The organism is Xanthomonas arboricola pv. guizotiae (assembly GCF_002940205.1).
Classification (GTDB): Bacteria; Pseudomonadota; Gammaproteobacteria; order Xanthomonadales; family Xanthomonadaceae; genus Xanthomonas; species Xanthomonas arboricola_C.
Genome location: NZ_MDSK01000002.1, coordinates 152,633 through 167,738, shown reverse-complemented (window position 1 = coordinate 167,738; position 15,106 = coordinate 152,633). Strand labels below are relative to the sequence as shown.

At 66.9% G+C, this 15,106-nt stretch carries 15 protein-coding genes; 9 read left to right on the top strand and 6 right to left on the bottom strand.

All coding sequences use genetic code 11. The features are described from left to right. Positions 1-71 precede the first annotated feature (71 nt). From XarbCFBP7408_RS02325 to XarbCFBP7408_RS02315, 3 genes are all read left to right on the top strand, one after another. A complete protein-coding gene (locus XarbCFBP7408_RS02325) occupies positions 72-875 on the top strand; it encodes a DUF4198 domain-containing protein (protein ID WP_104561029.1) in 804 nt (267 codons plus the stop codon). A 66-nt stretch (positions 876-941) separates the two neighbouring features. Continuing rightward, a complete protein-coding gene (locus tag XarbCFBP7408_RS02320; protein ID WP_181106773.1) occupies positions 942-1,916 on the top strand; it encodes an FAD:protein FMN transferase in 975 nt (324 codons plus the stop codon). Beyond that, on the top strand, positions 1,913-3,676 hold the full coding sequence (locus XarbCFBP7408_RS02315; RefSeq protein ID WP_104561027.1) for a flavodoxin domain-containing protein: 1,764 nt from the start codon (positions 1,913-1,915) through the stop codon (positions 3,674-3,676). The genes XarbCFBP7408_RS02320 and XarbCFBP7408_RS02315 overlap by 4 nt, the downstream gene beginning before the upstream one ends. Before the next feature lie 170 nt (positions 3,677-3,846). Here XarbCFBP7408_RS02315 and xopAW read toward each other — a convergent pair whose 3' ends face one another. The 3 genes from xopAW to XarbCFBP7408_RS02300 form a co-directional block, all read right to left on the bottom strand. Continuing rightward, complete coding sequence (gene xopAW / locus XarbCFBP7408_RS02310) at positions 3,847-4,386, bottom strand: EF-hand domain-containing protein (protein WP_258071984.1); 540 nt, start codon at positions 4,384-4,386, stop codon at positions 3,847-3,849. 274 nt (positions 4,387-4,660) lie between these two features. After that, positions 4,661-5,467: a HutD/Ves family protein gene (locus XarbCFBP7408_RS02305; protein WP_104561097.1), complete on the bottom strand. Its 807-nt coding sequence runs from the start codon at positions 5,465-5,467 to the stop codon at positions 4,661-4,663. 358 nt (positions 5,468-5,825) lie between these two features. Next, on the bottom strand, positions 5,826-6,200 hold the full coding sequence (locus tag XarbCFBP7408_RS02300) for a ComEA family DNA-binding protein (protein WP_016904771.1): 375 nt from the start codon (positions 6,198-6,200) through the stop codon (positions 5,826-5,828). A gap of 157 nt (positions 6,201-6,357) precedes the next feature. On the opposite strand from XarbCFBP7408_RS02300, the gene XarbCFBP7408_RS02295 reads away from it, so the two are divergent. The 4 genes from XarbCFBP7408_RS02295 (at position 6,358) to murU (ending at position 10,082) form a co-directional block, all read left to right on the top strand. Continuing rightward, entirely contained in the window at positions 6,358-7,851 is a 1,494-nt protein-coding gene (locus XarbCFBP7408_RS02295; RefSeq protein ID WP_104561025.1) for a M20 family metallopeptidase, read from the top strand. Between the two features lie 170 nt (positions 7,852-8,021). Further along, complete coding sequence (locus XarbCFBP7408_RS02290; protein ID WP_104561023.1) at positions 8,022-8,294, top strand: GlsB/YeaQ/YmgE family stress response membrane protein; 273 nt, start codon at positions 8,022-8,024, stop codon at positions 8,292-8,294. Between the two features lie 58 nt (positions 8,295-8,352). Further along, complete coding sequence (locus XarbCFBP7408_RS02285; RefSeq protein WP_104561021.1) at positions 8,353-9,375, top strand: aminoglycoside phosphotransferase family protein; 1,023 nt, start codon at positions 8,353-8,355, stop codon at positions 9,373-9,375. Then, positions 9,372-10,082: an N-acetylmuramate alpha-1-phosphate uridylyltransferase MurU gene (gene murU / locus XarbCFBP7408_RS02280; protein WP_104561019.1), complete on the top strand. Its 711-nt coding sequence runs from the start codon at positions 9,372-9,374 to the stop codon at positions 10,080-10,082. The genes XarbCFBP7408_RS02285 and murU overlap by 4 nt, the downstream gene beginning before the upstream one ends. Positions 10,083-10,461: 379 nt before the next feature. Here murU and hda read toward each other — a convergent pair whose 3' ends face one another. The 3 genes from hda to XarbCFBP7408_RS02265 are packed head-to-tail and all read right to left on the bottom strand — an operon-like array spanning position 10,462 to position 13,444. After that, a complete protein-coding gene (gene hda, locus XarbCFBP7408_RS02275) occupies positions 10,462-11,172 on the bottom strand; it encodes a DnaA regulatory inactivator Hda (RefSeq protein WP_104561017.1) in 711 nt (236 codons plus the stop codon). After that, positions 11,169-12,335 carry an AI-2E family transporter gene (locus XarbCFBP7408_RS02270; RefSeq protein ID WP_104561015.1) on the bottom strand — a complete coding sequence of 389 codons (1,167 nt, stop codon included), beginning with the start codon at positions 12,333-12,335 and terminating at the stop codon, positions 11,169-11,171. The genes hda and XarbCFBP7408_RS02270 overlap by 4 nt, the downstream gene beginning before the upstream one ends. After that, the gene (locus XarbCFBP7408_RS02265) at positions 12,332-13,444 is read right to left on the bottom strand and encodes a DUF2066 domain-containing protein (RefSeq protein WP_181106771.1); all 1,113 of its coding nucleotides are present in this window, start codon (positions 13,442-13,444) and stop codon (positions 12,332-12,334) included. Before XarbCFBP7408_RS02265 ends, XarbCFBP7408_RS02270 begins: the two co-directional genes overlap by 4 nt. A gap of 22 nt (positions 13,445-13,466) precedes the next feature. Between XarbCFBP7408_RS02265 and purM the strand changes: the two genes are divergently transcribed. Together purM and XarbCFBP7408_RS02255 are read left to right on the top strand one after the other, a co-directional pair. After that, the gene (gene purM / locus XarbCFBP7408_RS02260; protein WP_181106769.1) at positions 13,467-14,600 is read left to right on the top strand and encodes a phosphoribosylformylglycinamidine cyclo-ligase; all 1,134 of its coding nucleotides are present in this window, start codon (positions 13,467-13,469) and stop codon (positions 14,598-14,600) included. A gap of 22 nt (positions 14,601-14,622) precedes the next feature. Beyond that, positions 14,623-15,078 carry a hypothetical protein gene (locus XarbCFBP7408_RS02255; RefSeq protein ID WP_104561009.1) on the top strand — a complete coding sequence of 152 codons (456 nt, stop codon included), beginning with the start codon at positions 14,623-14,625 and terminating at the stop codon, positions 15,076-15,078. The last annotated feature ends 28 nt before the right edge of the window (positions 15,079-15,106 follow it).

The following is a 15,106-nucleotide window of genomic DNA, read 5'->3' as shown; positions in this document are numbered from 1 at the left end:
CACGCAGCGCCACACCTGTGCGCTGATCAGACACGTGACCCACCGTCCTCATCGTCCTTCAAGGAGTTGTCATGAAACGTTCGCTCGTCCTGATCGCCATGCTCGCCGCACTGCCGGTCAGCGCCCTCGCCCACAAGGCCTGGTTGCTGCCGTCGCAGACCGTCATCGCCGGTGAGGCGCCGTGGATCACCGTGGATGCAGCGGTGTCCAACGACTTGTTCTACTTCAACCACGTGCCGCTGCGCCTGGACAACCTGAGCATCACCGCGCCCGACGGCGGCGCGCTCAAGCCGGAAAATCCGGCCACCGGCAAGTACCGCAGCGTGTTCGACCTGCAGCTCACCCAGCCCGGCACCTACAAGCTGAGCATCGTCAACGCCGGCCTGTTCGCCAGCTGGAAGGAAGACGGCAAGCCCAAGCGCTGGCGTGGCGACGAAGCCCGCTTTGCCACCGAGGTGCCGAAGAACGCGCAGGATCTGCAGGTCTCGCAGTCCTTCAACCGGGTGGAAACCTTCGTCACCCGCGGTGCGCCGACCACCACGGTCTTCAAGCCCGCCGGCAAGGGCATCGAATTGATTCCGGTGACCCATCCCAACGATCTGGTCGCCGGCGAAGCGGCGCAGTTCACGCTGCAGCTGGATGGCAAACCGGCCGCCGGGCTGGAGATCGAGATCGTGCGCGGCGGCACCCGCTATCGCGATGCGCAGAACGAGATCAAGCTCAAAACCGATGCCAAGGGCGGCTTCAGCGTGACCTGGCCGGAGCCGGGCATGTACTGGCTGGAAACCACCACCGAAGACACCAAGACCTGGCTGCCGCAAGCCAAGCAGCGCCGCCTGGGCTATGTCGCCACCCTGGAAGTGTTGCCGCAGTAACCTGCCGGCACGCGGCAGGAGTGCACGCAGCGTGCATCCTGCCGCCCATCTTCATAAGACCCGTCCATGCCCGCATCGTCTTCCGCCGACCACGCCATCGCCACGCTCGGCGGCCGCAGCATGGGCACCACCTGGAGCGTGAAGCTGGTGGCGCCGCGCGGACGCGATCTGCACCCCTTGCATGCGTGCATCCAGGCCGCGCTGGATCGCGTGGTCGCGCAGATGAGTACCTGGGAGGCCGATTCGGATATCAGCCGTTACAACCGCGCACCGTCGGGCAGCTGGCACCACCTGCCCGACGAATTCCACGCCGTGCTGAGCGTAGCATTGGAGATCGCACAGGCCAGCGAGGGTGCCTTCGACCCTACCGTCGGCCCGATGGTCGAGCTATGGGGCTTCGGCGCCGCCGGCACGCGTCAGCGTGTGCCGACAGCGCAGGCGATCGCATTGGCGAGCCTGCGTTGCGGCTGGCAACGCCTGCAGCTGGATGGCAGGCGTGTGCTGCAGCCGGGCGCAGCGGCGCTGGATCTGTCCGGCATCGCCAAGGGCTTCGGTGTGGACCGCGTGCATCGCGCATTGCTGCAGTCGGGTATCGACAGTGCATTGATCGAGGTCGGCGGCGAGCTGTTCGGCTACGGACGCAAGCCCGATGCCAGCGCGTGGCGCGTGCTGGTCGAATCCGCCCCCGACGAAGACGCCGGCAGCGCGCTACCGGCACGCGTGCTGGCGCTGGACGGCCTGGCGGTCGCCACCTCCGGCGATCGCTGGCACCGCTTCGATGCCGACGGCACCCGCTACACGCACACCTTCGACCCACGCACCGGCGCGCCCGTTCCACATGCCCCCGCAGCGGTCACCGTCCTCGCGCCCGATGCGATGCAGGCCGATGCCTGGGCCACCGCGATGACCGTGCTCGGCGTCGATGCCGGTCTTGCCCATGCACGCAAGGCAGAGCTGGCGGTGCGGTTCCTGGCACGCAAGGACGGCATCCTGCTCGAATCCATGAGCCCGGCATTCGAACGCCACCTGTCCGCGCCATGAGCAGCGCCACCTCACGCGTGTGGCTGGGCAACGGGCTGGTCCTGCTGACGCTTGCGGTCATCGTCGGCTGGCTGGCCGGCCTGCATGACGGCGCATGGTGGTGGAGCGCACCCACGCCGCATCGCTGGCAATTGGCAACACTCGTCCTGGCACTGTATCTGGGCCTGTGCGTGGTCGTGCTGCTGCGTGCACGCAAGCGCGTCGGCGCGCAACGCGCAGACGCCAGCGGCGTATTGATCGTCTGGGCAAGCCAGACCGGATTTGCGCGTGAGCTGGCGCAACGCAGCGTTGCCGCGCTGCAATCGGCCGGTGTCGGCGCGCATGCGCTGCCGATCGAAGCCATCGACAGCGATCGACTCGCGCGCGTACCGCAGCTGCTGTGCATCGTCAGCACCACCGGCGAAGGCGATGCGCCCGACCATGCGCAGGCCGCCGAGCGCGCCTGGCGTGCCGACCACGCGCAGGATCTGACCGCCGTGCAGTACGCGGTGCTGGCGCTCGGCGACCGTGGTTACGCGCACTACTGCGCGTTCGGCCGGCGCCTCGACGATCGCCTGCAGGCGCGCGGCGCCACTCGCCTGTTCGAACGCATCGAGGTCGATAACGCTGACCCGAACGCCCTGCAGCACTGGCAACGCCGTCTGGCGGAACTGGCGCCCGCACTGGCGACGCAACCCGACTGGAGCCTGCCGACCTACACCACCTGGCAGCTACGCGAGCGTGTCCACCTCAACCCCGGCAGTGCGGGTGCGCCGATTTACCGACTGCGCCTGACGCCATGCGATGGCGCATTGCCGCAGTGGAGCGCAGGCGATATCGCGGAGATCGCACCGCATCACGCACCGGATGCGGTCGAGTCCTGGCTGCAGCACAACCACTACGACGGCGCGCAGCACATCGACGGCCGCCCCCTGCGCGACTGGCTCGGCGGCGCGCAACTTCCCGTCGATGCCGCTCTCGGTATCGATGGGGGTGCCGGTACCAGCCTCAGCGATAGTGCTGGTGCCGATGCGGATGCGGATGCGGATGCGGATGCCGAAGTCAGAATCGACCCAGCTACGGACACAGGTAAAGGCACTGATACAGCTACGGGAACAGCCACAGGCACAACTTCATCACTGGACGCAGATGCGTTGGTGCGCAGTTTGGTCACCCTGCCTCATCGCGATTACTCGCTTGCCTCCATCCCCGAGGAAGGCCACGCCGAACTGCTGGTGCGCGAACATCGGCACGCCGACGGCAGCCTGGGCCTGGGTAGCGGCTGGCTCTGCGTCCATGCATCGATCGGCGCGGCCATCGCGCTGCGCCTGCGCAGCAACCCCGGCTTCCACCCGCCCGCACCCGACCGGCCGATGCTGCTGATCGGCAACGGCACCGGCATCGCCGGCCTGCGCGCGCATCTGCGTGCACGCATCGCCGCCGGCGCGCGGCGCAACTGGCTGCTGTTCGGCGAACGCAATGCCGCGCACGACGCGCTGTATGCCGATGAGCTGCAGCAATGGCAGCGGGATGGCTGGATCGAACACCTGGAGCTTGTCTACTCGCGCGATCAGCAACAGTCACCGCATTACGTCCAACACGCACTGGCCGCAGCCGCCGATCACCTGCGTCATTGGATCGGTCAAGGCGCCTGCATCTACGTCTGCGGCAGCCTGCGCGGCATGGCGCCCGAACTCGACCGCACGCTGGATTGCATCCTCGGAGCCGATGTCAGACAACAGCTGCTGGACAACGGGCGCTATCGCCGCGATGTGTACTGACCCATCGCATGCGGCACTGCCAAAACTGATCAACAAGACGATTGCGCAGGTGCCCGCAGCGCGTCTGGTGCTGAAATCCGCTACATCCCTGCTTGCGGTGGCTGCGCGCCAACCGCACCGGCTGACCCAGGACCGCGCTCCGGCGTCCCCGTTATCTCTCGATCACCGCGTTATGCTGCCAGATCGACCAGATTGCGTATTGCCGCACTCCCGCCAACGCTGCGGTACTGCCCCACCGCCATCCGCACCAACGCTGCATACGCCTGCTGCGTGCCGTCGCTGCTGGATGCATCGACCGATGACGGCGATCGCGGCGGCGGATCGCGTGGCTGCATCGCCTCCTGCAGTTCCTGCAGACTCAGCGCCCCGCTCCTGTCGCTGTCGAGCAGGTCCAGCAGTTGCGTGCTCGACCCACTGTCGCCATTGACCAGCGTGCTCAATTCACCGCTGCTGACACTGTCGTCGCCATCGCTGTCCAGGCCGGCAAACAACGACTGCACATCCTGTCCTTGCTCGCCCGGCGGCGGCGGAGGCGGCAAGGCCTGCGCCAGTTCGCTCTCGCTGACGGTGCCGCCACCATCCTGATCGAGCATGCTCAGCAACCCGTCGATGTCGATCTTGCTGTCGTCATCGCTATTGGACGACAGCGCGGTCGCCAGCTCCGACGCGGTCAGGCTGCCATCGCTGTCGCTATCGATGGATTTGAACAACTGTGTCAGCGGATTGGTTTTTCCGCCTGCGCGGCGGATGCGGCGTTGCCGGCGGTCGCGCTGCGGCCTGCCTAGGACGGGTAGGCAGCATAGCCGGCTCCGACCGAACTGATGGTACGCATTGGTTTTCCCCTGGAATTGCCGGAACCACTCCCGGCACCTGCACTGTTCCCTAGCCAGGTGGCCCAGCGATGCCGTCGCTTGTCTGCATTGACACGAACGCATCCGGGCGCGTGCCAGGAGGCGCGCCCTGCTCGCAGATACGTGAAAGGCCCTAGACCGGGCTCACCCGGATCGCCAGCAATTCGCCGCCGCCATCGAGCACATAGCGGGTGCGCGTGGAGGCGCTCAGCCACGCGGTATCGCCGGCAGCCAACGGTAGCAGGCCACTCTCGCGCCCGAAGCTGGCCTGGCCTGCCAGCAGGTGGATCGCCCAGGCGCTGCCCGGGTCGGCGAAAAACAGCATGGTGCCGACCAGCGGCCGGTGCAGCAGTTCGGTCTGCAGCAGATCGCGCCGCCACATCAGGTTGAAATCCTGGGTCGGCCCATCGAGCAGCGTCGCATGTACCGTTTCCTCGCCTGCGAATCGGACGCGCTGGTGCGGCGGCAGCAACTCGCAGCTGCGATGACGGCTGCCAGGAACATCACCACCGGCGCTGGCGGCATGGTCGCCCTGGTCAGCGCCACTGCCCTCATTGCCATTGCCATTGCCATTGCCATTGCTATTGCCGCTATCGCTTTTGCTGACGCCGCCGCTAGTAGCAGTGCCGATGCCAATGCCTGCACCGGTGCTGGTGTAGGCGCAAGTGCTGGTGCCGGTGTCGCTGCCCATACCGCTGGCAGCATCGCCAAACTGCAGCCGCATGCCATTGCCATGCAACAGCACCAGCTCGCGATCGATGCCCGGGAACGCGGAAAACGCCGCATCCTGCCCGATCTCGGCAATCGACAGGCGCAGCGACCACGCGTCGGCGTCGCCGAGACGCAGGATCTCGCGCGTCCAGCCCAGTTGATTGCGCCACCGCTCGCGGCGGTACTCGGTGGCCGGAATCACCCGGCTGCTCAGGTCTGTCAGCTGCATGGGCACATTGTGCCGCAAGCCCGGCGCCAAGCCGTCATGCGGTGCTTCGGGCTGCTGATGTGCCTTAGGCTCAGGCCAAGCCTCAACTTGAGGGGGTGGGCGAGACCTACGAAGCGGCTGGTGCCTCACGGAGTGAGTAGCGCTTCATGCGGCGGGCGCTGGTTTCCCGCAGTTACAAACGCTTGCGTGCGCTTGCGACCCACGCGGGCCCAAAACGAAAAACGCCCGGCTGCACATCCAGGTGCAACACCGGGCGATTCCACGTCCTTGTCGGCCTCCAGCCATCCCCCGGACATCCTGTCCAGTTAGGTTGCGGCCACGCATCCTGGCGTCGAACCGTATCTCGGATCCCTTCCCCTTAACGCCGTCCCACCGGTTTCACCGCCGCCCCCTTGGCAGCCTTCTTGGCGGGAGCCATCGTGGCTCCCACTTCGATCAGGTCTCGATTCCGTTCGACCGTCTTGAGTCCGATGCCCTTGACCAGTGCCAGTTCCTCGGCACTCTTGAAGGGACCGTTTGCCTGACGGTGCTCGACGATTGCCTCGGCTTTTGATCGCCCGACGTTCGTCAGCACCTTGTCCAATTCCTCAGCAGACGCGGTGTTGATATCGACCTTGTCGAGTGCATACGCATTCGAGGACAACAGCAACGCCAGTAGCAGGGACTTCAGGGCTACGGTAAATGACTTCATTGCAACGCTCCTTGTGGCTTGGGTGATGGTCCTAGCCAGCATTCCTGCCGGCGGAGCCAGTGTCCCGCGCCACATGCAGCAATCCTATCGCCAACGAACTTTTCACACAGCCGGTGAACTGCGCGCCGCCTTGTAGGGAAATACCTACCCCCAGGCACGGGCGTAGAATGTGTCGCTAAGTCACGTATTCGGAGTCTCCATGGACAGCGCCAAAATCGACCAATTCATCAGCGACACCTGGGACCGCGAGATCGTCCCGCAATTGGTCGATTACATCCGCATTCCCAATAAATCGCCGATGTTCGACGCCGACTGGGTTGCGCACGGCTACATGGAGCAGGCGGTCACCCTGATGGAAACCTGGGCGCGCGCGCAGGCCATCGACGGCATGCAGGTCGAGGTGGTGCGCCTGCAAGGCCGCACGCCGTTGATCTTCATCGAGATTCCGGCAACCGGCGCCGAATCCGGCGACGACACCGTGTTGCTGTACGGCCACCTGGACAAGCAGCCGGAAATGACCGGCTGGGATGCGGACCTGGGCCCATGGGAGCCGGTGCTGCGCGACGACAAGCTGTACGGCCGCGGCGGCGCCGACGATGGCTACGCCATCTTCGGTTCGCTGGCGGCGGTACTGGCGCTGCGCACCCAGGGTCTGCCGCATGCGCGCTGCGTGGTGCTGATCGAGGCCTGCGAGGAATCCGGCAGCTACGACCTGCCGGCCTATGTGGATCACTTGGCCGAGCGCATCGGCAAACCGTCGCTGGTGGTGTGCCTGGACTCGGGCTGCGGCAACTACGAGCAGCTGTGGTGCACGACCTCGCTGCGCGGGCTGACCGGCGGCAACCTGACCGTCAAGGTGCTGGAGGAAGGCGTGCACTCGGGCGATGCCTCCGGCGTGGTGCCGTCCAGCTTCCGCCTGCTGCGCCAGTTGCTGTCGCGGATCGAGGATGAAGCCAGCGGCCGCATCCTGCTGGACGGCCTGCATGTGCAGGTACCGGCCGAACGGCTGGCACAGGCCAAGGCCGCGGCGGCGACGCTGGATACCGCCATCTTCGACAAGTTCCCGATGGTCGAGGGCCTGGTGCCGATGCACGACGACCTCACCGAGCTGGTGTTGAACCGCACCTGGCGCCCGGCGCTGTCGATCACCGGCGTGGATGGCATGCCGCCGCTGGCATCGGCCGGCAACGTGCTGCGTCCGCAGACCGCGGTGAAGCTGTCGCTGCGCCTGCCGCCGACCGCCGACGGCAAGGCCTGTGGCGAACTGCTGAAAGAGGCCTTGCTGCGCGACCCACCGAACGGCGCACAGGTAACCCTGGAACTGGAGAAGGCCTCATCGGGCTGGAATGCGCCCGAGATGGCGCCATGGCTGGCAAAAGCCATCGACGACGCCAGCCTGGCGTTCTTCGACAAGCCGGCGATGTACATGGGCGAAGGCGGCTCGATCCCGTTCATGGGCATGCTGGGCGAGAAGTTCCCCGGTGCGCAGTTCATGATCACCGGCGTGCTCGGCCCGCATTCCAATGCGCATGGCCCCAACGAGTTCCTGCATATCCCGATGGGCAAGCGGGTCACGGCCTGCGTGTCCAAGGTGATCGCCGAGCACCACGCCGCCTGCCTGCGCGGCGAGACCAGCGGCTCGCCGGTGGCGGCCGACAGCGGCACCCGTCATGGTGGGCATGGCTGCTGCTGATTGACCCCTGGACCGCCCCGCGCATGCCGGGGCGGTCCAGGGGCATTGCCATGCGCTGCGGCACGCGCATGGACGTAACCCAACGCCCCCGTCGCAGTCGGCGCTGCCCATGTGGTTGCCACAGCGGCGGATGCTAGTCTGCCGATCCCGTTTCCCCCTCGGTGCCTGCGATGAACACTCTCTTCGGTAGCGACAGCTGGCTCTACATCATTCTGGTCGGCTTCGTGGTCGGGCTGCTGGCGCGTTTCATCACGCCCGGCACGCAGCGACTGGGTTGCCTGCTGACCATCGTGCTGGGCATCGCCGGTGCAGCGGTGGCCAGCTGGTTCGGCCGCTACATGGGCTGGTACCACGCCGGCGAACCGGCCGGTTTCCTCGGCGCGTTGCTGGGTGCGATCGCGATCCTGGCGCTGCTGCGCCTGTTCAGCGGCAGCAAGCGTTGAGCGACCGGGCGTCGTTTTCGCCCTGGTTGCGCCTCACTTCACGACACAGCATTCACCCATGACCTCATCGTTGACTCCCGATACCGCGCGCGCTGCGCTCCGTCTGCAATGGGCGCGGCAGGCGTTGGACGATCCTGAGGTCACGCTGCAACGTGCCTCGGTCGATGCGGGATTCCGCAGTTACTGGCGCACCCAAGGACGCGGCGTGGATCGCATCCTGATGGATGCGCCACCTGCACTGGAAAACGTGGCGCCCTGGTTGCGCATGCACGCCCTGCTCGGCGCGCACGGCGTGCGCGTGCCGCGGATGCTTGCGCAGGATCTTGCAACAGGCTTCCTGCTGCTGGAAGACCTGGGCGTGCCGACCCTGGCGCAGGTGCTGACCGACGCCAACGCCGACGCGTTGCTGGATGCGGCGATCCGCCAGTTGTTGCTGCTGCAGCGCATTGCGCCGCCCGCCGACAGCGGCGTGTTCGGCGAGGCGCTGCTGCAACGCGATGCCGGCCTGTTCGAAGAATGGTTTCTTGGCTGCCACCTGGGCCTGCAGCTGGACTGCGGCCAGGCCGAGCAGCTGCAGTTGGTGCAGCGCCGCTTGATGGACAACGCACTGGCACAGCCGCGCGTGTTTACCCATCGCGATTTCATGCCGCGCAATCTGATGCCGGTCGGCGACGGGCTGGCGGTGCTGGACTTCCAGGATTGCGTGATCGGGCCGATCGCCTACGACCCGATCAGCCTGTTCAAGGACACCTCGGTGAGTTGGCCGCTGGCGCGCGTGGATGGCTGGCTGGCGCGCTACCACGCACGTGCCGCAGCGGCTGGATTGCCGGTGCCGCCGCTGACGCAATTCCTGCGCGATGCGGACTGGATGGGCGTGCAGCGGCACCTGAAGAATCTCGGCATCTTCTCGCGCCTGAGCCATCGCGACGGCAAGCACTGGTATCTGGATAACGTGCCGCGTTTCATTGTCTATCTGGACGAGGTGTTGCCGCGTCATCCGGAACTTGCGCCACTGATCGGCCTGCTGGAAGACCTGGTCAAACCCGCCCTGGCGGCACGCTCCGCGCAGGCCGGCGCATGAAGGCACTGGTCTTCGCCGCCGGTTTCGGCGAGCGCATGCGTCCGTTGACCGAGCGCACGCCCAAGCCACTGCTGTCGGTCGGCGGCACGCCGCTGATCGTCTGGCATCTGCGCAAGCTGGCCGCACTGGGAGTGGACGAGGTAGTGATCAATACCTCGTGGCTGGCCGAGCAGTTTCCGCAGGAACTGGGCGATGGCAGCGCGTTCGGGCTGCGGCTGACGTACTCCTTTGAGGGCGATACCCCGCTGGAGACCGGTGGCGGCATGCTGCACGCGTTGCCGTTGCTGGGCGATGCGCCGTTCCTGCTGGTCAACGGCGATATCTGGACCGATTTCGATTTCGCGCGGCTGTCAGCCGCGCCGGCGGGCCTGGCCCAGCTGATGCTGGTCGATCAACCCGCCTATGCGGCGCGCGCAGACTTTGCGCTGGATGCCGATGGCAAGGTGCGCGCAGATCTACCCGCCACGCTGACCTACGCCGGCATCGGCATGTATCGACCGGCGTTGCTGCGCGATTGGCAATCGGTCATCGGCCAGCTCCCGGAGCCCGCCGGCACGGCGCCGCGCTTCGCGCTGGCGCCGATCCTGCGCGCGCAAATGGCGGCAGGCCTGATCGATGGCATCCACCATGCCGGGCGCTGGACCGATGTCGGCACGCCGCAGCGATTGGCGGAGCTGGATGCCCGATTGCTGCGCGACGGCGGCTGATCGCAACCACGCCGCTGCAAGTGCCGGGCCGCGCGTCGCGCATTGCTCGAACCACGAACACCGACCATCTCGACGGACTTGCAGCCAAACCGCCGGCGCCGCTCCTGCTCTTGTCCATGCGCACCGACCATCTTGACAGGTCCTTGCCCGCCTACCGTCGCGGGACCTTACGCGGCATGGATGCCGCGTAAGAGCCTACATGGACGTACTTGCGGCGTGTCCCCGCGACGGTAGGCGGGCAAGGGCCATGCAGCCAACCCGCAGATCAGCTGCTCTACAAGCTTCAGGCGATGTGCCTCGAATGCCCGGACACTGCGATAGATGTGCAGATGGGAAGCGCTAAGCAACCCGCGATCTAGCGCTGAACACAGTAATCCCGTCAGCTGCTCGAAGAGCCGCGATCCTCCAGCACCCGCCGCAGGAACGGCACGGTGATGCGGCGCTTGGCAGCCAGCGATTCGCGATCCAGCCGGTCCAGCAATGCCACCAGTCCGGCCAGTTCGCGTTCGCTATGGATCAGCAGCCAGTCGATTGCCGCCTCGTCCAGTGCCAGTCCGCGCCGTTGCGCACGATCGCGCAACACCGCCGCGCGCCCTGCGTCGTCGAGCACCGGCAGGCTGATGCGGATGCACTGCGACAGCCGCGAGCGCAGATCTGGCAACACCAGGGCCAGGCCGTCGGGCATGTGCCGCGCGGTATACAGCAAGGTGGTGCCGGCAGCGCGCGCGCGGTTATGGAAATCGAACAGCGCCACTTCGTCGTCGCGCTGCCCGGCAATGCTTTCCACGCCATCCAGCGCGACCAGGCTGCGCCCTTCCAGCGCTTCCAGCGCATCGCGCAACCGGCCAGTGGCGGCGTGCAGAGGCAGGTACGCCGGGGCGCGCCCGGCCTGCTCGGCGGCGGCGCACACCGACAACGCCAGATGCGTCTTGCCGGTGCCGGCGGGGCCGGCCAGATACAGCCAGTCGCTCACCTGCCCGACCGCCAACGCCTGCAGTTGCGATAGCAGGCCGTCAGGCGCGGCGATGTAACTATCGAATCGCTGATCGGGCGGCGCGCGTAGCGCCAGTGGCAACTGCGGGACGCTCACAGCCGATCCGTGTCCTTGCTCGGGTCGATGATCACGCTGCGCTCGTTGGTGGACTGCAGCACGATGCCGGCACGTTCACCCGCATACAGATCGCTGCGCGTGTACTGCTCATGCGCATAGCGCAGCAGCACATTCGCCACCGCCGCCACCGGCAGCGCCAGCAGCATGCCGAGGAAGCCGAACAACTGGCCGCCCGCCATCACCGCGAAGATCACCGCCACCGGATGCAGGCCGATCTTGTCGCCGACGATGCGCGGCGTCAGCACATAGCTCTCCAGCAGCTGGCCGACGGTGAACACCACCCCGACGCCGATCAGCAGTTTGAGGTCGAAGCCCTGTGCCTGCACCACCGCCGCCAGCAGGGCGAGCACGATGCCGGTGGTGGCGCCCAGATACGGAATGAAGCTGATCAGGCCGGCGATGATGCCGATCAACAGGCCCAGATTGAGCCCGATGATGGACAGGCCGGCGGCATAGATCGCCCCCAGCGCCAGCATCACCAGGAACTGGCCGCGGATGAAGCCACCCAGCACATCGTTGGATTCCTGCGCCAGCCGGCTCACGGTGCCGATGTAGGCGCGCGGAATGACCGCGGCCACACGCTCGACCAGGCGGTCCCAGTCGCGCAGGAAATAAAACGCCAGGATCGGCAGCAACGCCAGGTTGATCACCCAGGTCACCATCGCAAAGCCCGACCGCTGCACATAGCCGAAGAAGGTCTTGGCGGCGCCGCCAGCCTGCTCCCAGTGGCTGCGGATCCAGTCGATCAGGCGTTCCGGGTCCAGCCAGGCCATCAGCTCCACGCCGGTCTTGGCTTCCAGCCAGGGAATGGCGGTGCCGATTGCCCAGTTGCGCATCTGCGGCAGCGCATCGATCAGGGTCATGATCTGGCGCTCGATCATCGGCACCAGGATCATCAGCGCCAGCACGAACAGCAGCGTTGCCAGCACGAACACCAGCACCACCGCGATGTTGCGCGAGCGGCCGGCGCGCTCGATGCGGTCCACCAGCGGGTCGCCCAGCCAGGCCAGCAGCAGCGCCAGCACGAACGGCGTCAGGATCGGCGACAGCAGCGATACCACCCACAACACGCCGACGGTCACCGCCACCCATTTCAGGCGACGCAGAAACAGGGCGATTTCGGCTTCGGGAGTCAAAGTCATTTCAGGCGGTACTCGGCGTGCTCGTTTTCGAGAATGATCGGGCCCTCGGTCGGTACCGACACGGGCACCAACGGGCTGTTGTCGCCGAGCATACGGTTGAGGCCGGAAATGCCCGTGAGCAATTCCAGATCCACTTCCATGCGGTCGCCATTGGCGCTGACCGGGCGGATGCTGCGCACCACCGAGACGCCCTGCAGCGCGGCAGAGACGCGCAGGTAGTCGTCGGCGCTGCCGATGCCGGTGATCACCGCGCGGTAGACCCCGGGCACACCCGACTCCACCCGCTTGGCGTAGCGCTTGACCAGAGCGTCGGCGGCGCCGTCGGCGCCTGCAGCCATCGCACGACGCGCGTCGGCGTCGCTGCTGGTCCAGCTGGACAGCACGTTGCCGTTGTCGACAAAGACCCAGTCGGCGGTCCAGCCGGCGTCATGGCGGTAGAGCTTGCCGATCAACTGCATCGGCGGGCTGTACTTGGCCGATGCGCGCGCCACCATGGCGGTGTCCTTGCGCCAGATCGCGCCAGCCAGCACCTGCTCGGCGGCGGCACCGCCGGGCAGGCCGAGCCGGTAGCCGCGCTCGATCGCCCGGTCCAGCACGCTGCGCGCGGCATTGGCCTGCGCCACGCCGACCAGGCGCGGGCCGCTGCCGTCGTCGATGGCCAGCCACAGCACCGGCTTGGGCCGCGGCAGCGGCCACACCGGCAGGCCCAGCGCGGCGATCAGGCCATCCACGTCCGCTTGCCGGAAGCGCGCCACCAGCACGGTGCGGAAGGTCGGCGCGCCGGTGCGCGAGGTGCCCTGGTCCTGACGGTAATCGTAGTTTTCGACATAGCCCGGCGCGCCGCGCAATGCCTGCGGGACGCCGGGGCGGCTCATCACGCCGCGGTCGCCGGAGACCTTGCCCAGCACCGCGCCCAACGCGCGCGCCAGCGCACCGGGGCGATCGGACTCGCTCTGGCTGTTGACCGGCACTTCGGCCTCGTAGGCACTTTGCGCCTTGGCGACGTCGCCTTCGGTGCGCAGATCGGCCTGCGCAAAGGCTGGCGCGAGGGGCATGGCGACCACGAGGGCGAGAAAGAAAGCGAGACTGCGGCGCATCGACGGTTCCATGACGTAAGCGTATCCGGGTGAATTGTTGCCCGAATGGAACGCCAGCGCCAACGTGGCTGCTAAAATCGCCGCCTTTACAGCCGAGCCCTCCCTGCCCGTGACCAGCCAAACGCCTTCCAGCTCCTCGCCCATGACCTACCGTGACGCGGGTGTCGACATCGATGCCGGCAATGCGTTGGTCGAACGCATCAAGCCGCTGGTCAAGCGCAGCTTCCGGCCGGAGGTGATGGGTGGCCTGGGCGGTTTTGGCGCCTTGTTCGACCTGTCCGGCAAGTACCGGGAGCCGGTGCTGGTGTCCGGCACCGACGGCGTCGGCACCAAGCTCAAGCTGGCGCAGCAGCTCGGCCGGCACGACACCATCGGCATCGACCTGGTCGGCATGTGCGTCAACGACGTGCTCGTGCAGGGCGCCGAGCCGCTGTTCTTCCTGGACTATTTCGCCACCGGCAAGCTGGACGTGGACACCGCCGCGGCGGTGGTCGGCGGCATCGCGCGCGGCTGCGAGCTGTCCGGCTGCGCCCTGATCGGCGGCGAAACCGCCGAGATGCCCGACATGTATCCGCCGGGCGAGTACGACCTGGCCGGCTTCACCGTCGGCGCGGTGGAAAAATCGCAGCTGCTGGACGGCGCGCAGGTGCGCGCGGGCGACGTGCTGATCGGCATCGCCTCGTCCGGCCCGCATTCCAATGGCTACTCGCTGATCCGCAAGATCTACGAACGTGCCGGCGCACCCGCCGAGCTGGTGCTGGACGACGGCGTCAAGCTGATCGATGCGCTGATGGCGCCGACCGCGCTGTACGTCAAGCCGATCCTGGCGCTGCTCAAGTCGCAGGGCGACAGCATCCACGCGATGGCGCACATCACCGGCGGCGGGCTGACCGAAAACATCATCCGGGTGATCCCCGACGGCCTGGGCCTGGACATCGACGCCACCGCCTGGACGCTGCCGCCAGTGTTCGCCTGGCTGCAGCGCGAAGGCGCGGTGGCCGATGCCGAAATGTGGCGCACCTTCAACTGCGGCATCGGCTTCGTGCTGATCGCCGCACCCGAGCAGGCTGCCGCGCTGGAACAGGCACTGGATGCGCAGTCGCTGGCGCATTGGCGCATCGGCCAGGTGGTCCCGGCGCAGGGCGGCGAGCGCGTGCGGATCGCTTGATCGGGCAATCTCGGAGACCTGCATGGACGCTTCCCCACTCGCCACCACCCCCTCGGCCAGCGCCGAAGACCTGCAGCAACTCAAGCTGCTGTCGATCTTTCACTATGTGCTGGCCGGCATCACCGGGCTGTTCTCCCTGTTCCCGCTGCTGCATCTGTTCCTGGGCATCGCCATGGTCAGTGGCCACATGCCGGCCCAAACCGGTTCCGGGGCGCCGCAGATGGACGAGCGGCTGTTCGGCTGGTTCTTCGTGGCGTTCGCGGCTGTATTCATTGTCTGCGGCCTGACGCTGGCGGCGTGCATGGCCTACGCTGGCCGCTGCATCGCCCAGCGCAGACGGCATCTGCTGTGCCTGATCGTGGCCGGCATTTCCTGCTCCTTCATGCCGTTCGGCACCGTCGTCGGCGTGTTTACGCTGGTGGTGCTGCTGCGCCCGCAGGTCAAGGCCTTGTTCGCTCCGACCGCCACCGCCGCCTGACGCGCACTGCCGCATGACTTCAGCGAAT